This window comes from Chroogloeocystis siderophila 5.2 s.c.1, from assembly GCF_001904655.1.
Lineage (GTDB): Bacteria > Cyanobacteriota > Cyanobacteriia > Cyanobacteriales > Chroococcidiopsidaceae > Chroogloeocystis > Chroogloeocystis siderophila.
On sequence record NZ_MRCC01000012.1, the window covers coordinates 46,946 to 65,461 of the forward strand.

At 42.4% G+C, this 18,516-nt stretch carries 15 protein-coding genes; 6 read left to right on the top strand and 9 right to left on the bottom strand.

All coding sequences use genetic code 11. The features are described 5' to 3' along the window. Positions 1-18 precede the first annotated feature (18 nt). The 3 genes from psbM to NIES1031_RS15040 all read right to left on the bottom strand — a co-directional run bounded on the left by psbM (position 19) and on the right by NIES1031_RS15040 (position 1,254). Entirely contained in the window at positions 19-135 is a 117-nt protein-coding gene (gene psbM / locus NIES1031_RS15030; RefSeq protein ID WP_015190115.1) for a photosystem II reaction center protein PsbM, read from the bottom strand. A 96-nt stretch (positions 136-231) separates the two neighbouring features. Further along, a complete protein-coding gene (locus NIES1031_RS15035; protein ID WP_073550459.1) occupies positions 232-528 on the bottom strand; it encodes a 2Fe-2S iron-sulfur cluster-binding protein in 297 nt (98 codons plus the stop codon). Between the two features lie 192 nt (positions 529-720). Continuing rightward, positions 721-1,254, bottom strand: a complete 534-nt coding sequence (locus tag NIES1031_RS15040) for a PadR family transcriptional regulator (protein ID WP_073550346.1) — start codon at positions 1,252-1,254, stop codon at positions 721-723. Between the two features lie 277 nt (positions 1,255-1,531). Between NIES1031_RS15040 and NIES1031_RS15045 the strand changes: the two genes are divergently transcribed. Together NIES1031_RS15045 and NIES1031_RS15050 are read left to right on the top strand one after the other, a co-directional pair. After that, complete coding sequence (locus NIES1031_RS15045) at positions 1,532-2,821, top strand: efflux RND transporter periplasmic adaptor subunit (protein ID WP_236738849.1); 1,290 nt, start codon at positions 1,532-1,534, stop codon at positions 2,819-2,821. Between the two features lie 5 nt (positions 2,822-2,826). After that, positions 2,827-6,042: an efflux RND transporter permease subunit gene (locus NIES1031_RS15050; protein ID WP_073550348.1), complete on the top strand. Its 3,216-nt coding sequence runs from the start codon at positions 2,827-2,829 to the stop codon at positions 6,040-6,042. Here NIES1031_RS15050 and NIES1031_RS15055 read toward each other — a convergent pair. Next, positions 6,037-7,059, bottom strand: coding sequence for an alpha/beta hydrolase (locus NIES1031_RS15055; RefSeq protein ID WP_073550349.1), 1,023 nt, complete (start codon positions 7,057-7,059; stop codon positions 6,037-6,039). The two genes, NIES1031_RS15050 and NIES1031_RS15055, sit on opposite strands and share 6 nt — an antisense overlap. A 722-nt stretch (positions 7,060-7,781) precedes the next feature. Here NIES1031_RS15055 and NIES1031_RS15060 point away from each other — a divergent pair. Both NIES1031_RS15060 and NIES1031_RS15065 read left to right on the top strand, forming a co-directional pair. After that, positions 7,782-9,341 (top strand): multicopper oxidase family protein, encoded by a 1,560-nt coding sequence (locus NIES1031_RS15060; protein ID WP_073550350.1) that lies wholly within the window; start codon positions 7,782-7,784, stop codon positions 9,339-9,341. Positions 9,342-9,635: 294 nt separating this feature from the next. Next, positions 9,636-10,364: a tetratricopeptide repeat protein gene (locus tag NIES1031_RS15065; protein ID WP_073550351.1), complete on the top strand. Its 729-nt coding sequence runs from the start codon at positions 9,636-9,638 to the stop codon at positions 10,362-10,364. A gap of 98 nt (positions 10,365-10,462) precedes the next feature. Here NIES1031_RS15065 and NIES1031_RS23870 read toward each other — a convergent pair whose 3' ends face one another. Then, positions 10,463-10,759, bottom strand: a complete 297-nt coding sequence (locus tag NIES1031_RS23870; RefSeq protein WP_218596819.1) for a hypothetical protein — start codon at positions 10,757-10,759, stop codon at positions 10,463-10,465. Positions 10,760-11,154: 395 nt separating this feature from the next. Between NIES1031_RS23870 and NIES1031_RS15070 the strand changes: the two genes are divergently transcribed. After that, positions 11,155-11,649 carry a thylakoid membrane photosystem I accumulation factor gene (locus NIES1031_RS15070; protein ID WP_236738850.1) on the top strand — a complete coding sequence of 165 codons (495 nt, stop codon included), beginning with the start codon at positions 11,155-11,157 and terminating at the stop codon, positions 11,647-11,649. A gap of 75 nt (positions 11,650-11,724) precedes the next feature. Beyond that, positions 11,725-12,327: a hypothetical protein gene (locus tag NIES1031_RS15075; RefSeq protein WP_073550353.1), complete on the top strand. Its 603-nt coding sequence runs from the start codon at positions 11,725-11,727 to the stop codon at positions 12,325-12,327. A 10-nt stretch (positions 12,328-12,337) separates the two neighbouring features. On the opposite strand, the gene egtD is transcribed toward NIES1031_RS15075, so the two are convergent. From egtD to NIES1031_RS15095, 4 genes are all read right to left on the bottom strand, one after another. Then, on the bottom strand, positions 12,338-13,363 hold the full coding sequence (gene egtD / locus NIES1031_RS15080) for an L-histidine N(alpha)-methyltransferase (RefSeq protein WP_073550354.1): 1,026 nt from the start codon (positions 13,361-13,363) through the stop codon (positions 12,338-12,340). A 332-nt stretch (positions 13,364-13,695) separates the two neighbouring features. Next, entirely contained in the window at positions 13,696-14,925 is a 1,230-nt protein-coding gene (gene egtB / locus NIES1031_RS15085) for an ergothioneine biosynthesis protein EgtB (RefSeq protein WP_073550355.1), read from the bottom strand. 38 nt (positions 14,926-14,963) lie between these two features. Continuing rightward, a complete protein-coding gene (gene egtC, locus NIES1031_RS15090) occupies positions 14,964-15,752 on the bottom strand; it encodes an ergothioneine biosynthesis protein EgtC (RefSeq protein ID WP_073550356.1) in 789 nt (262 codons plus the stop codon). Positions 15,753-15,812: 60 nt separating this feature from the next. Next, complete coding sequence (locus NIES1031_RS15095) at positions 15,813-18,494, bottom strand: MGH1-like glycoside hydrolase domain-containing protein (protein WP_073550357.1); 2,682 nt, start codon at positions 18,492-18,494, stop codon at positions 15,813-15,815. Positions 18,495-18,516 lie beyond the last annotated feature (22 nt).

Below are 18,516 nucleotides of genomic sequence, written 5' to 3' on the forward strand. Positions count from 1 at the left end.
TTGTCAAGGAACTTATTTTTATGAATCGTTGCGACCTTCGCGGCTAGCAGTCTGAATATACAGAATAATCAAGAACACAGCTGGGACTAAGACGAACAAGATGCTCGCTACGAACCCTAAGTCATTAACTTGCATCGAAAGAAAGCCTCTCGCGGATCATGAGCTAACAGTTTTAGAATAACATTATCCCCGCTGTCAGAGAAGAGGAACTTTTGCTTACGGTAAACTTCATCAAGGCTTAGTAACGACACTGACAGGTCCATTGACTAATGCTTGGCAAGCAAGACGATAGTTTTTTGGCTTTTTCTTGAGTTTGCGGTCTTCAACTTCTGTGCGTGGTGACAAGTTTTCCATGCCTTGAGTAATCTCAACAATACAAGTGCCACATTGACCATAGCCACCGCAATTCATCATTTTGCCGTAGAATTTGTAAATATCGATGCCATTTTCCATCGCCTTGAGCCGAAGATTGGCACCGTCAGCAGCAACGACTTCATGATTTTCTTTCTCAAATTTGATATTGGGCATTCCCGCTTCCTCGTTCACCTGTGATGACCGTATGTTGTACTATGCAGCGAAGGAGACTACAGCGCCTCGATGCGCCGAAGGCTAGCTTGCACTTCTATTGTGACGACTGAGTAAAGTTTAATGCTCAGTAATTATGTTGATTTATTACGAAATATTAAAACATATTACGGTTCGGCGCGGTTGAGATTTCGATTAGTTACGCGATTCTAATTCTTGGCGTTGTTCAAGTGCTAAACGCTCATTTAACCACTCTAATTCTTCTTTAATTACCGCAATAAATCTATGCCATACCGCGATTTCATAGAAATCGTCACTGGGTATCGGTTGAACTTCTAGCGTTTCCAGCCGCAGACGACACACCATGATGCGGTGTTCGAGAAGTTTAATGCGTTCGGCAGGTTCGAGATGACTAAAAAAGAAGTACTTAATAATAAAGCGCGATCGCGCATTCACCCAGCTTTCGTGCGGGTGTTCTAGCATTTTGCGGCGAAAGGCGGTTGTACCTTGGGAAGTAATGCTATAAATCTTACGGCTAGGTCCTGCTTCACCGGCTTCTTGGATGAGAGTTGTAATATCACCTCGTTCTTCTAAGCGCCTCAACAACGGGTAAATTGCACCATAATTGACACTAATACAGCCACTCATAAATTGCTCTAGTTGCTGTTTTAATCGATAACCGTGTAGCGGTTTGCTTTGCAATATACCCAGGGTCGCTAGCTCAAGCATTCTTTTTTATGTCAAACTGATAGATTGAAAGACTGTACTAAATTGAAATAACAAAGTTTTATATATCTTCAGACTTAGGACAGAGCCAAATTAACTATTAGCAATATTTAAATACTTTAGTAAAGATATGGAAAGGGCAAAATATAAAAGATACAAAGCTTTTCTTTATCCGTGTGTTAACTTTCTAACCGTTAGCTAGCAAATGATTGTATGACTGCCGCTACCAAACTTAAATTTGCTATCAAATAAAATAGGACAACAACAGGTGGTGCTTTTAGTGTTTAAAGACATCCGAATTTTAAAGTTGTTGTTCAGTTTAGGAGTCATTGTCGCCGTAACAGGGTGCAATTCATTACCAAGTGAATCTGAAGCAAATGCCCGGCAAAGGCAGTCAGGAGAAAATCGTCAAACAACGCCAGTCGATGTTGCGATCGCGCGGACAGATAGCTTAACCGAACAACCAGAGTATACAGGTACAACTGCACCAGCACGCGAAGTCTCGCTGCGATCGCAAGTCACAGGGCAAGTCTTAAACATTACGATTGATATCGGCGATGCTGTACGCCAAGGGCAAACTTTAGCACGCTTAGACGATGCGTTGTTAGTGAGTGCGGTTAACCAAGCAAAAGCAGAACTTGCCAGTTTACGCGCCGCCGTGGCACGCGCTCAAAATCAAGTCAGTAATGCGCAAGCACAAGTCGAGCGATCGCGCTTAGAATTGCAACAAGCACAAGCAGACTTAGCACGACAACAACGCCTTTTGCAAGAGGGTGCAGTACCCGCACAACAAGCCGAACAAGCAAGAACTGAAGCCCAAACATCTGCACAAATTTTACGCGCAGCGCAAGAACAAGTCCGCACTGAACAACAAGCAGTAGCAGCAGCACAAAGTCAAGTCACCGCCCAAGAAGCCGTCGTTGCCCAGGCAAGAAGGCAACAATCTTACGCTCAACTGACTGCACCAATTGCCGGTAAAGTCATGCAACGGCTGACAGAAGTTGGTAATTTAGTACAGCCTAATACGGAGATTGTGCGCATTGGTGACTTTAGCCGCATTCAAGTCAACGTCGAAGTGTCGGAATTAGAACTTGCCAGAATTCGCCAAGGACAAACGGTGACAGTTCGATTAGATGCGTTTCCTGATCAAGTTTTTAATGGGCAAGTCAGTCGGATTTCTCCCGCAGCAGATCAAACCGCGCGTTTAATTCCGGTTCAAGTCGTGATTCCAAATAGTAACGGGCAAATTGGTAGCGGACTTTTGGCACGGGTACAGTTTGCTAGCGAGGAAACACAACGCGTTGTCATACCTCAAACAGCACTTTCGCCAGCTGCGCAAGGATCGCCCCAGCAACAGGAAAGCACAATTTATGTTGTAAATGAAACCGCAGCCAGCGAAGGCACTGTCACCGCGCGTCAAGTAACACTAGGGCAAAGTGCGAACGGTCAAGTCGAAATTTTATCAGGTTTGCAACCAGGCGAGCGATTTGTCGCGCGTAGTGGTGGCGCGTTGACTGATGGCGCAACAGTGCGCTTTTCGATTCTTTCGGAGTCACAGCAAGGGAGTTGATAACCATGCAACAGGGCAAAGCGTCAGGATTGAGTGTGAGTGCGATCGCAATTCGACGGCATATCGGCACGCTGATGCTGACGCTAGCAGTCATGGTTATGGGAGTGTTTTACCTAACCTCGCTTCCAGTCGATCTGTTGCCATCAATTACCTATCCCCGCATCGGTGTTCGGATCAATGCCCCTGGGATTTCACCCGAAGTCGCAATTGATGAAGTAACAAGACCTCTAGAAGAAGCTTTATCCGCAACCGAAGGTGTTGTTCAAGTGTATTCGCAAACGCGCGAAGGACAAGTCAGTTTAGATTTGTATTTCCAACCAGGGGGAAATATTGACCAAGCGTTGAATGACGCGACAGCAGCACTCAATCGCGGTCGCGGGCAGTTACCTAACACAGTCGAAGAACCAAGATTATTCAAAGTTGACCCTTCACAATTACCTGTTTATGAAGTTGCACTGACATCCCCTGCACTCCGAGGTGTTGATTTACGCGTGTTTGCTGACGAAGAATTAGCGCGCGAATTGACTGTAGTTCCTGGTGTTGCCTCGGTTGATGTCGCTGGCGGTGTTGACGAAGAAGTTCAAGTCAATATTGACCTTAATCGCCTGCAAGCGTTAGGCGTTGGTTTAACGACAGTACTAAATGAACTGCAAGCCCGTAACCAGGATATTTCAGGCGGACGCATTCGCGGAGAAAATGGCGAACCGCTGACGCGGACAGTCGGGCGGTTTCAAAGCGCTGACGAAATTCGTAACCTTTCGTTTGAGGTCGCTGGAAGTACTGCACAAGGCACTGAAGATAATGCGAAGCTTCCTGTTCGCCGTGTTTACCTGCGCGACTTTGCCGAAGTTGTTGATGGCACAGAAGATCAGCGCGTATTTGTTAATCTCAACAAACAGCCAGCCGTGAAGTTAAGTATTCAGAAGCAACCTGATGCGAATACAATCACTGTTGTTAATGGAGTCAAGCAACGCATCGAAGAACTGAGAAGATCGGGCGTGATTCCGGCAGATATGGTGTTAACGGCGACATTAGATGAATCGCAGTTTATTAGTAACTCGATTACTAATGTTGCCACGGCTGGTTTAATAGGTGCAGGACTCGCCGCGATCGCAGTTCTTTTATTTCTCGGTTCGCTGCGTCAAACAATTATCATCGTCTGTGCAATTCCCCTGGCGGCGTTGGCGGCAATTATTTTGATGGGGTTATTTGGTTTATCGCTCAATGTATTTAGTTTAGGTGGACTTGCCTTAGGGGTAGGTATCGTTGTCGATAACTCGATTGTGATGTTAGAAAACATTGCCGAGGGCGCGGAGATGACTCCTGGTAAAGATGCGAAAACGCGCTTGAATTCACAGCAACTAATTTCGCAATCGGTTCGCAGCAGCCAAGAAGTCGAATCTGCTTTAGTCGCATCAACAAGTACAAATTTGGTTGCTGTTTTACCGTTTCTACTGATTGGTGGGTTTTTCTCATTATTATTTAGTGAATTAATTCTGACAATTAGTTTTGCGGTTGCAGCATCAATTTTGATCGCAATCACGTTTGTACCAATGGTGACATCGCGATTACTTGCAATTCGCTGGTCAAGTCGTGTTGGTAAGTTAGGGATATTGCAAGCGTTTAATCGACGATTTGACGCGGCAACTCAGGGATATCGAAACTTTTTGAGCAAGATTTTACGATATCGCTTGCTTGTGGTTGCGATCGCCTTTCTTGTCTTAGGTGGTGGTAGCCTACTCCTGGTTGGACAGATTTCACAAGAAATTCTTCCCCGCATCAGTACTGGACAAGCAACTTTATTTGCGCAGTTTCCCCCTGGAACTGTAATAGAAAACAACCGTAAGGTCATGGATGCGGTTGATGATATTCTGTTAGAACAACCGGAAACTGAGTATGTTTTCTCAACTGCGGGTGGTTTTCTCTTTGGTAGCAACACAACAGAAAACCCGTTACGCAGTTCGAGTACGATTACTTTGAAACCTGGTAGTAACGTTGAAGCTTTCGTTGATCGCGTTAATCAAGAATTTAATCGCCTCAATTTAGCTGGTATTCGTTTGCGCTTAAGTCCTGGGCAAGTGCGGGGCTTAATCTTAAGTAATTCTCCTGTGCGTGGTGCCGAAGTTGATATTATTCTTCAAGGTGATAACGAACAAAATCTACGCCAAGCAGGGCAGCAAATCCTGCAAGCTTTAGATCAGCAAGCAACGTTAGCGAATTTCCGCCCTGATGCTGACTCTCGACAACCTGAACTTCAAATTGTTCCTGACTGGGAACGCATCGCAAGTTTCGGTTTGACAACACAAGATATCGGGCAAACAATTCAAACAGCGGTTGAAGGTTCAGTTCCAACACAATTGCAACGTGGCGATCGCTTAGTCGATGTCCGCGTCCAACTGAATCAAGCTGATATTCAAAATCAATCGCAGCTATCACGTTTACCACTATTTGTCAATAGTAATCGCCAAATTCGCTTATTTGATGTTGCGAGTATTCGCGAAGGTCAAGCGCCTGGGGAAATTCAACGAATTAATCAACGCCAAGTCTATATTATTGCGGGTAACTTAAACGAAGGTGCAAGCCTCGGAGATGCGTTAGCTGAGGTCGATACTATTCTTGAAAACATCGATTTACCACAAGGCGTTAGCATTTTACCAAGTTCTGTTGCCGAAACGAATCAACAACTACAGCGATCGCTACAAATTTTAGGCGGATTAGCGGCGTTTCTCGTTTTCGTTGTCATGGCTGTGCAATACAACTCGCTGATCGATCCGCTGGTAATTATGTTTACTGTACCTTTAGCGCTGGCTGGCGGTATTTTTGGACTTTATATCACAGGAACTGCGATCGGTGCGACTGTTCTTGTGGGTGCGGTGTTACTTGTGGGTATTGTAGTGAATAACGCAATTATCATGGTAGAACTAGCGAATCAAATTCGCGATCGCGAACAAATTGACCGCAAAAATGCTATTCTCAAAGCCGCACCGCAGCGCCTACGCCCTATTTTGATGACAACAATTACAACAGTGTTAGGGATGTTTCCGCTGGCGTTAGGTATCGGCGAGGGTTCAGAATTTCTTCAACCTTTAGGAGTGGTTGTTTTTTCTGGCTTGTCTTTAGCAACGCTGCTGACGTTATTAATCATTCCCTGCTTCTATGTGATTTTGCATGAAATTAGATTGCAGAAGCTAGGAGATAAGCTACATAAAATGTTTTCATGATGATTCAGACTGATGGGCTGCAATAATAGTTGGTTTATCTAGTAGCGAAATGAGCGTTTGTAAATCGGGCGAGACGCGAGAAGTTAAATTTAGTCTTTGCACGACAGTATCAAAGGTTTTACCTTGAAAGAGCATTTGATAAGCAATTTCTTCAACTTCTTTCCAGGTAAGATCGCTTTCAACATAAGCTTTGGCGACTGCAATTACCAAGTCTTGATATTCGTTACCCTCAGCTTTGGTCATCATATTGTGGGGAATATCAAAAACTCGATCAAACGAGTAGTACCAGCATTTGGGTTGTAGTTTGACGAGGGATGCGTATAAGTCTCTATTTTCATTTTCATCAACCGCGCGATCGCTCTCGCTACCGATAATAAAGCAGGGTGCTGCGGCAATGCTTGTTTTTACGCGATCAAGAATGTCTTGCCCCATATCCATAAACACGCGTAATGCAGGCATCACAAAGCCATCGTAGCCATAACTAATTGCACCCTCTTCAGTACGCCACTGAAAGTAAATCGGCAGTATTTTAACGATGAAGTCAACAAGAAGATTACTATTACTCAAAAACGGCGCAAATAGCAAAGCACGGTGAATGCTATGCGGACGTTCCAAAGCTAACCAAGCTGCGAGAGTACTACCGCCAGATAATCCCCCAATCACAACTTGTTCGCCCAAAGCTTGCACTTGTTCTAACCAGTACAAACCAAATTCTTGATAAAATCGCTGTTCTTCGGGGAGTGGTGGCGGATTGTCACCATCCCAATCTCCGGCAATTCCATGCCCTGGCAATAAAGGAATCACAACATTATAGCCAGCTTGGAAAAAGGCTTCGCCAATTGGCGTAAACTGTTCAGGCGTTGCTGTAAATCCATGAAAGAATAAACACACCTTGGTAGTACGCTGGGCTTGTAATAAAAACCGCGATCGACAGTTGTCGTTCATTAAAGGTAAAGCTTTTTCGCGCGCCCTCGTTTCTCTGACAATTGCTGCGGTGATATTTGAGTATTCCGACATCCTGCAATGAGAAAACCAATTTCTAGCATAACCGCACGGTGGACTTGTGCCAAGCATCGGTGCAATTGTCGTGGTTTTTTAAGTTTACTTTACATTCTCTCAGAATAAGACGCTGGGATGTTGAGCTAGCTTTTAGAACATAAGTGCTACTCGATTTTAGTTGCGTGAATATACGGTATTTGAAGCACTGTGTTTCAAAGTGCGATCGCCACAATCTAAATTTATTTCTTAAATTGTCTGTGAAGCCCTTTTATTCATCTTTAGCTAATAAGTACAATTCGCTACACTAATACTAAGTATTTTCTCTATTATTTAGAAGGAATAAACAATGAATTTTTAGTATTTTGAACAAGTTGTGAAGTTCTCTTTTCATCAGCGCTTAGTTGACAAAACATCTATTTTGTCAGCCATATTTTGGTGCAAATTTTTCTAGTGATACCAAACCAGATTTTGCCTGTTAAACCTATACAGACGATTGGTATGCACGCAAAAAAATGACTACTAGCAGCATAAACTTTTGATTGTTTTACCTATTAAATCACTTTTATTGCTAGCCGAATTAAGGCTTTTTTATGTAGCTTAAAAACATTTTCTTAGGCATTAAGTCTTACTAAATTTAAACATAACTTATACATAAGTTTGACACCGCTGTGATACCAAAAACATCATTCTAAATGAAGAAGCCTACACAGGTGGTGCTGTCAATCAATAGAGGAGCAATAATGAAAATAACAAGGCGAGAAGCACTAAAATTTAGCATGCTTGCGGGAGGGTCTTTGCTCATTCCCACAGGCTTAGAACGGATAAGCTATGCTCAAACTCAGCCGTCTGAAAACATCGGAACTCGACGCGCAAATAGTCCAACATTAAAAAAATTCACCCTTCCTTTTCGTACTCCACCTGTGTTGCAACCAGTGCGTAGTGATTCACAAACAGATTATTACGAAATCACCATGCGCAAAGCCCAAGTTGAAATCTTGCCTGGCAAATTAACCGAAATTTGGGGCTACAACGGCATCACACCAGGACCGACAATTATGCAACGCACAGGGCGACAATCGGTTGTGCGCTTCATCAACAATAGTTTAGGCACGCCCACATCTACTCATTTACACGGCATGGCGTCTTTACCCGAATATGATGGCTATGCCGAAGATCTCACTTTCCCAGGTTATTACAAAGACTACTATTATCCCAACAACCGTGCTGCCACTATTTGGTATCACGACCATGCAATTCATGCGACTGCACGTAATGTTTACATGGGGTTAGCAGGGATGTACATCATTCAGGATCAAACTGAACTCGATCTACCTTTACCTAAAGGGCAATACGACGTACCACTCATCATTCAAGACAAAGAATTTGCGACAAACGGCAGCTTAATCTTTGACGATCAAGGTCAGAAAAGTCAATTTGGCGACGTTATCTTAGTCAATGGTGTACCTTGGCCTCGGATGGAAGTCGCAAGGCGTAAGTATCGCTTTCGTGCTTTAAACGGCTCTATATCACGTTCTTACAGGCTAGCGCTCAATACAGGCGATCCTTTTATCATTATTGGTGTCGACGGAGGACTTACGCCAGCACCTGTAGAAGTTAACAGTTTCCGTTTTGGTACAGCAGAACGTTATGAGTTCATTATCGACTTTTCTAAGTATCCCATCGGCACGCGGGTCATTTTGAAAAATAGAAGCTTGCCAAACAACTTAGATTACGACGGCAAAACAAATGACATTATGTGCTTTGATGTAGTGCGGGATGAGGCTGATGACAGTTCCATACCCAGTCAACTGCGTACTTTTACACCTTTACTAGCTTCTCAAGCCGTCCGAACTAGAGAGTTTAGATATGAACGCACTAATGGTCAATGGGTGATTAATGGCAAAACCTGGAATGCAAACCGCGTTGATGGTACACCTCAGTTTGGCGATATCGAAATTTGGCGTTTATACAATAATGGTGGTGGTTGGTTTCATCCTATACACTTGCACCTAATTGACTGTCAAATTCTTGACCGCAACGGTAGAAAGCCCTTTCCTTATGAAGTCGGTTGGAAAGATGTTTTCTATGTTGGGGAAAACGAATCTGTAAGAGTGATTGGCAAATTTGGTCCTAATACAGGTAAGTATATGCAACATTGCCACAACACAGTTCATGAAGATCATGACATGATGACGCAGTTTGAAGTGTTGCAAAATCCACTAGCTTTACAAAGTGGAAATCTTGGTAAAGATCCTATTGCTACAGCACGGCCAAAACCACTTCCCGCACCTCCCTTGTAGCAATTGCTTAATCAAGAATATTTACAAATTATGAGTGGTATAGAAAATAAAAAGTTAGCACTTTATGGTGTTGGTGAATTCATATTTCTATAATACCAAGTTTTCTATCTTCAATGAACACATAGCAATCCTAAATTGTTTTCGACAATCCCTCTCTACATTCTTTTTGTGTACTTTGTTGTTAGTTTGCTCAAACAAACCCAACAACCTCAATAAGATTACTATAGTTACTAAAACATTCATTTATTTGTCAATGTTTTCAATTGAATTTGGCTCAATTTACATACCACAATTATGCACCTCTTGTTAAAATCAATAATCACCGTAGGAATAATTACTTTATTTGTCAGTTCAACTCTTTTAATTACGACAAAAAATGCCTTAGCATCACCGCATCAACATCATTTATCACTGACAAATCTACCTACAGAAGTCAGGAATTTGACTATTGAAGAAATTAATGCAGAACAGTTCACAAACCAAGGATTAGAAAAATTACAACAACAAGATTATTCAGGCGCAATTCAAGCTTTTTCGCAAGCCTTGCAGTTGAATTCTAATCATGAAATGGCATATGTGTATCGAGGTGATACATGTCAGAAATTAGAAGACTATGAAGGAGCAATCAAAGACTACACACTAGCTTTGCAAGGTAATCCAAATTTCGCTTATATCTACAATAGCCGAGGTGATGCACGAGTTGCCTTAGGTGACTATCAAGGCGCGATCGCCGACTATACTCAGGCAATTAAACTCTATCCTGAAGATGCTTTTGGCTACAGCGATCGCGGTAGTGTCTATTTACAAATTGGGAACATAGGAAAAGCAATAGAAGATTTAAATAAGGCAATTCAAATTAACCCTGAACGTGCAGAAGCTTACTTTCATCGCGCCCAAATTCATGCCAAGTTTAAAAATCGTCAGGCAACTCTTCAAGACTATCGAACAGCAATTCAACTATATACTGAACAAGGCAATATTGTAGGTTGTCTTAAGGCACTCAATATGATGCGACAATACTAAGAAAATTTTACTTTATTAAACTTACTTTGTTACTATTGTTGATATTTTGGAAGTAGTTTAACCTATAGAAAGTCTGCTATAATTAATTTGCTATTATTTTATTCTCCGTATAATTGACGATCGAAATTTCTTGTTTTTGTTGGATCGTAAACATTATTTGTGCGACGTACTGGAGCCAATGTAGTATTTCTTATTTTTGTTTCACACAAATTACTAAGATCTAAAATATTCCCAGTCGCTGTGCGCATATAGCATAAATGTGCATCGACCTCAAAACTTATTTTTTTTTCGATAGTGGAGGAAGGTATTTTTTGGCTTAGAGGAAGAGCAAAAACAGCTTTTGTATGTAGACTTGCGAGCAACAAGGCTGTTACTATGATTTTAAATTTCATCAAAATATAGGAGAAATAAAACTTATATAGATTAGTATAATTATATTTATTACTTGCTGAATAAAATATAGTAGAAAAAATTAAAAATATTACTAATTATTATACCCTATTAAGGTTTAGATAAATTTACTATTTTGTATCAACTTTGTTAACTTAAGGCGCGAAGTGCTTTACAATCAACTAAAATGCTTGCATAACAAATCGCGGAGGCAGTAACACAAACTCTTGACAGTGAAGTTTTGAGTTTATGCTGGTTTAGACTAAAAATAGATATCAAGACCTACAATAGTCAAGTGTTAGTTGTTTCAATGAAATCTTTATTACACTCTTGGTACAAAACGCTTTGCTCTTGGCGGCGTTTTATTGTGCTTTGCCTGTTATGCGTCTGTTGCCAGTTTATGCTAGGTATGCCAGTCGCTTTTGCGGGTATTAGCGACGATAATTTTGAGGGCAATGTATTTATTTTGTATGGAGGCAATGCCTCGCTTGTGCCACCCAAGGTAAAGCTAGAAGAATCATTGAAGCGCGATAAGCCGACTCTACTCATTTTCTATGTAGATGATAGCAGTGACTGCAAGCAGTACGCTCCAGTTGTGACACGCTTACAAGCTTTTTATGGACGCTTGGTAGACTTTATTCCAGCGAGTGTAGACACTATTGCATTGAAAGAAACATACACTCCAACTGAACCAGGCTATTACTACTCAGGAGTTGTACCGCAGCTTGTCGTATTTAATCAGTCGGGGGATGTCGTACTAAATGAAACAGGGCAAGTACCTTTTGAGAAAGTTGATGATGTTTTTAGAGATCTCTTTAACTTACTACCTCGATCTGAGTCGGTAGAATTAAAGCGGCGTCCGATCAATGAATTCAGTTCTGAATTAGCTGAGTAATTATCGAGACAGAACTAGTCTGGCGCTTAGAGCTTAAGATGCAGTTAGAAACTACGTATCCACTCGTTAGGGAAAATGGCATATACTACCGAAGAGCTGATACAGATTTTAGCAGACGAGCGCCAGGCTTGTCTCAAAGGTGAACGTCTCAAAATTGCTGCTACTGCCTCTGGTAATCCGATTATTGATAGGTTTATCAAGAGTGACGGGATACAAAAATTTGATGCCTACCAAGACTTTAAAGCAGCGGTTCATTGCTATCAACGAGAACACCGCGTGTCAGGTATTGTTTGGCGTCGGCTGACTGTTAAAGGTAGTAGCATTGATTATCCCGAAGTAGACTCTCAATTGATTGCGCTACCTGAGGATTTAGAGACATTAAAACTTGTCAAGGCGAGGATTGTTAGTTTTTGGCGTAAAGTTACTGTGGGCATGGATATCTACAAAAGTATCAACAACGGAAAAGATTATCGATTAGTGACGCCAGCTACAGTAGATAAAATCGCTCAACGTATGGAATGGGCAAATCTGTGCAAGTGGGAAAAAGCAGACTTTCTCGAAATCGTATTGCAACTAGGCTGGGGACAGCCGGAGGCTGCTGCTTACAATCGGGAACTACCGATCGCAGGTAGCGAGTATATTCATGCAGTCAATCCAGGAAACCGTCCAATTTGTTGATTAGATGCGTTTAGGCTTGCAGTTGACACAATATTAAACCAAACCATTGTTGCGGATCTGTCCATGCTTGAACTGGTTTTAAGTTTTGCTGGGCAAGTTCTTGTTGAATGATATTGAGATTAAATTTACGCGAAATTTCCGTAAGGATGGTTTCGTCCGCAGCAAATTCAACAGTAAGATCGAGGGCGCGCAAGCGAACAGTTTGCGATCGCCGACTGCGTAAATGCATCTCGATTTGATGCTGAGTTTCGTTGTAAAATGCCCAATGTTCAAACTGCTCTAAGTCAAAATTGCCATCGAAGCGCGTGTTGAGGTGTTGCAGCATATTCAAATTAAAAGCCGCAGTCACACCTTGGCGATCGTTATAAGCAGCTTCGAGGATTTCTTTTGGCTTTTGTAAGTCTACTCCCAATAAAAAATACTCCCCAGGCTGCAATGCAGCAGTAATCTGCGCCAAAAAGGTATCGCATTCCGCAGGAGAAAGATTTCCTAAGGTGCTACCGATAAAACAAATCATTCGGCTAGCAAATTCTGAAGGCATTAGCTTTTCGAGTGCTAATTCATAGGTGCTAACGAGTGCGTGAACTTGCAGCGATGGATAATCGGCTAATAATTGTTTCGCACTGCTTTCTAAAATCCCACCACTGACATCAATTGGCAGGTAGTGCAGAGGATAGTCGAGTTGCTTGTAGGCATCCAAGAGAAGCCGAGTTTTCGTCGAACTACCACTACCAAGTTCTACGAGTTCGCAAGCACCAGTCATCTGAGCAATTTCTGACGCATATTCTTGTAATATGGCGGTTTCTGTACGAGTGAGATAATACTCTGGTAACGCACAAATTTGCTCAAATAGCTGAGAACCTCGGTCATCATAAAAGTAGCGTGCTGGAAGCGACTTGGAATGTTGAGTCAAGCCTTGAATGACGTCATTGCCATCAACGGTATTCGATTGGGGGGTGAAGTCGATCAAATACTCGATCTGCAAGCGTTGAGTTGTTGATTCAAGCGTATTGCTTGCAGCTTTGGATAAAGACATTAAACCTCCGTTTACCAAGGCGGAATAGATTGCGTAAGCATAAAAAAGCAGCAACGTCTAGTTTACTGCTGGATGGAATCGCTCAAGAATTCATTGGTCATATTCAGTGAGTAAATCATAAAGCTCTTGCCTATAAAATCACGCTTGAGCTAGATGTTTCAAGGTTGTGGGGGCTAAATGTCGAATATCCCTTGCTTATGCTCTATGAAACATATTTATAACCTTTCCATTGCTGGCGCGAAATAAGAACTACAAACTAATTTCTCCTCTACACCTGAAGCACCCCTACTTTCTCTGCTACCTATTTGTCTCGACATTAAAGCCAAACGATATTACTTGACACAGCGAAAACCTGCGAAGATTTGCCGGATGTGGGGATGATACCAGTTGCGAAAGCTACAGCGTAAAGCCCAAGGACGAGTTACCCAGCTACCACCGCGCAAAACATAATGTTGTGCATCAAAATAAACTTGGGAATAGCCGATGTAAGGGTAATACGTAAAACCTGGATAACCTTGAAATAGCGATGCAGTCCACTCCCAAACATTTCCTAGCATATCGTAGCAACCATAGGGACTTTGCCCATCAGGATAAGCGTCGACAGGTGTTGTTTTGCTCACAGTACAATTATGATTGCACTGGTGATCGCCTAACAAAACATCTCCCCAAGGATAAGTACGGCGACGTTCGTGATTGGCATCCCAACTTGCGGCTTTTTCCCACTCGGCTTCGGTCGGTAGTCGCTTACCGACAAATCGCGCATACGCTTCGGCTTCATACCAACTGACGCCACATACTGGGGAATCAGAAGTGACATTTTGCCAGTAAAGTGGGTGTGTTACTTGCGCTTGTTGTAACCACTCCCAGCCAGCATCCGACCACCATTGAGGATTTTGATAGCCACTAGCGTTAATAAATTCTTGGTACTGTCCGCACGTGGTCGGATAACGGTCGATCCAGTAAGTATCTAAATAAACACGATGCACCGGACGTTCATTATCCATTGCATCAATTGCATCGTTCCCCATTTCAAAGTAGCCTGCGGGAATTTCAATCATTTCTGAAGGCTGCGCACTGGGTAAATCTTGAACGCTATAGCCTGATTGCACCTTGAGCAATTCTAAGACGAAGGCGATCGTTTCGCTGTGCTGACTTTCGTGCTGAATGAGCCAATGCCAGAGACGTTCTTGTTGATTGAGATCCGCGATTTCCAAGTAGTCCAGAACTTGCGATCGCACGCTATCGAGGTAGTGTTGAACTTCTGTGAGTGTCGGTAAATTTTGGCGATCGGCTTTTGGTAAACCATCCGCGATAAATAAGCGACCAAACTCAGAATTGCGGGTTTTTTTGGCGCAGTGTTCGAGTATCCATAAAGCTTCGGTATACGCAATATGACCCAAATGCCAACCGATAGGGCTAAATTCAGGATGCGCCTGACGGCAGAATGTATCGTAATCGACCGTTTGAAATAATGCGAGGGTGCTTTGACGACATTGTTGTAACGCTTGTTTTAGCTGTTGTCTTTGATCAATGATGTGGGAATGAGCTACTCGATTAGACATTTATAGCAGAGGAGATATATAAAAATTATGTTTTGGCACTATAGTTGAGCAATTTGAACATTCAGGTCTTTGCCTACAGTAAGAATGCTTTGCTCAGGAACAGGATTCCAATCAGCCGCAAATAAAGGCTCTGAAGCAATGATGACTGACTCTGGATACGTTGGGTCATCGCGTAGCCAATAAAGCGATGGTGTTTGTGTGTTAGTTGCAAATCGCGAAGCAACTAGCTGTTGTCCGTCACTGATAATCATGTTGGCGGATGCGCTGATGTCACGCGAGGTTGTTAACTGATCTAGTGTGAGTAGAGCATTTTGCAGTGCTTGCGCGAGTGTAGCATTAGGGTTGTTGTGTAATTCTTCAATCACTAACGCAAAAAAGTGTTCGGAATCGGTGCTACCTTTAATTGATTTATACGCCGCATCACTTAAGCGATCGCGTAATGGTCTAGCCAACGTGTCGCGAAAATTTTCAATTCGACCGTTATGAATGCACAATAACTGCTGATAATCAAAAGGTTGACAGTTACTTAAATCTACCGCTTGACCTGCTGTTGCACTGCGTACCGTCCCTAAGATGCATTTTGATTCGATGTAGCGCCCCAAACTGGAAAGATTTGTATCGTTCCAGATTGGTATTATATTTTTGTATGTAAATGGATTCGTCTCTTTTTGCGCGTGATACCAACCGATTCCGAATCCGTCAGCATTGAGTAGCCCCGAATTCATCTCACGCGGCTGGTAACTTTGCACAATCAATGAGTGTTCTGGTTTAGTCAATACGCGATCGAGTAAAATTGATGAACCTAAATAAGCAAGCAAACGGCACATAGGTAAAGCTAATCGTGTTGTAACAATGCTTCACTATTGTAAGCATGTGTCATCTGGGGATTAATCAATCACTCGTGCTTTTAAGGATTTTTGCGATCGCTCAGTAGGTGCATGTTGATACGCTTGATGAATTAAGTCCGCGACTAAACCTGTCCAACCTGTTTGATGATTAGCGCCAAGTCCTGCGCCGTCGTCGCCGTTGAAGTACTCATGGAACAAGATCCAATTTTGCCACTGCGGGTCATTCTGAAACTTCTCGATTCCGCCAAATACAGGTCTACGCTGTCCTGAACGTAGGAATATCCGCATTAATCGCTGTGATAACTCGGTAGCTACTTCTTCTAGGTTCATATGTTTACCTGAACCTGTAGGACACTCTATGGTAAACTCATCGCCTAAATAGTTATGATACTTTTGCAGCGATTCAATAATTAGGAAATTCATCGGAAACCACACAGGACCGCGCCAATTAGAATTTCCGCCAAACATTCCACTTGTAGATTCTGCTGGCTCATAATCTACGCGATACTGAGCATTTCCCGCATCAAAAATGTAAGGATTTTCAGCATGAAACTTAGAAAGCGAGCGAATACCATAATCACTCAAAAATTCTGTTTCATCTAACATTTTTTGAAGAATTAATCGCAACTTATTCTGATTAACAATTGCAAGTAATCGCCTTTCTCCTACCCCTTCTGCTTCCATACAAGCAATATTTCTGGTTAAATTTGAGCGATTATTAATAAACCACTCAAACCGCTTTTTAAACCCAGGAAAGGCGTCTAATGTTGCTTGTTCGAGAACTTCTACACCAAAAATTGGCACAAGCCCAACCATCGAACGAACTTTTAGATGAACTCGTTCATTATGCGGAAAGTGTAGAACATCATAGTAGAAATTATCGTCATCATCCCATAAATGAACATCAGTATCGCCAATGTGATTCATCGCATCCGCAATGTAGAGAAAGTGTTCAAAAAACTTACTTGCAATATCTTCATAAGGGGGATTGTCTTTGGCTAATTCGAGTGCGATCGCTAACATATTTAAACAATACATCCCCATCCAACTCGTACCATCAGATTGATCGAGATGTCCCCCTGTTGGTAGTTGTGAACTTCGGTCAAAAACTCCGATGTTATCTAATCCTAAAAAGCCACCTTGAAAGACATTGTTACCTTCCTCATCTTTACGATTTACCCACCAAGTAAAATTTAACAGTAATTTTTGAAATACGCGTTCGAGAAAGTCTTTATCTGCACGTCCATACATTTGTTTTTCAATTTGGTAGACGCGCCAAGTTCCCCACGCATGAACTGGTGGATTAACGTCACTAAAATGCCATTCATACGCAGGCATTTGTCCATTAGGATGTAGATACCACTCGCGTGTGAGGCGATCCATCTGACGCTTAGCAAAATCAGGATCGATCATCGCTAGCGGTATGACGTGAAAAGCTAAATCCCAAGCTGCAAACCACGGAAATTCCCACTTGTCGGGCATCGAAAGAATGTCATCATTAAATAAATGAATCCATTCTTGATTGCGTTTATAAGTTCGCTGTGGTGTTGGCTGGGTCGGATCGCCGTTTAACCAATCTTCGATAACGTAATGATAAAACTGCTTTGTCCAGAGTAAGCCAGCAAAAGCTTGACGTTGCACGCTTTGCGCATCAGGATCGCTAACATTAGGAGAAATGCGCTGATAAAATTCGTCGGCTTCTTGTTGACGCGTTGCAAAAACTTGCTCAAATTCTTCGCCAAAAGGCGCGGTTAAATTAGCAGTATCACAAAGTCTTAAACAGATAACTTTTTCTTGTCCTGCACCGATATTTAATACATAGTAAGGAGAAACTTTTGTTCCTACTTGGTCAGGATTGACAGCTTCTTTCTTACCATGAACAACGTAATCGTTAATGCTATCTTTTACATAAGGTGATTTATTAGGTTGACCAAATAATCTTTCGTAGTTAGTTTCGTTTTCGGTGAAGAGAAGTTCGCTAGCTGCTTCGCAATAGAACCATCTTTCTCCTAAGGTTGGGTGCGCAGCTTCAATTATACTAAATGTGTCTGATTTAAGCTTCTTTAAAAGGGGTTTTTGGCTATTTTCTTCCCACGACCACGTATTACGAAACCATAATGTCGGTAGTAAGTGTAGCGTTTTTTCTTCCGAACCGCGATTAACAACTTTGATTTTAATTAAGATATCTTCGTCAGTGTTTTTAGCATATTCAACAAAGACATCAAAATAGCGATCGCCATCAAAGATTCCTGTATCGAGTAGTTCAAACTCTGGGTCGTGATAGCCACGGCGCTGATTTTCTTGGACTAATTCCGCATACGGAAAAGCTTGCTGCGGATACTTATACAAACACTTCATGTAAGCATGAGAGGGCGTGTTGTCAAGATAAAAGTAATACTCTTTAACATCCTCGCCGTGATTGCCTTCTGGTCCAGTTAAGCCGAAAATACGTTCTTTGAGAATCGGATCGACTTCATTCCAGAGGGCGATCGCAAAACATAATCGCTGGTGATTATCCGAAATTCCGGCAATGCCATCTTCCCCCCAGCGATAAGCACGTGAGCGAGCATGATCGTGGGGAAAATAATCCCAAGCTGAACCAGTTGCGCTGTAATCTTCACGCACTGTCCCCCATTGACGCTCGCTCAGGTAAGGCCCCCAACGTCGCCAGTAGGCTTTACGTGTGCGATCTTCTTCGAGTCTGATTTCTTCTTGAATCATCAGCGTCGCTCTCTGAATGCTT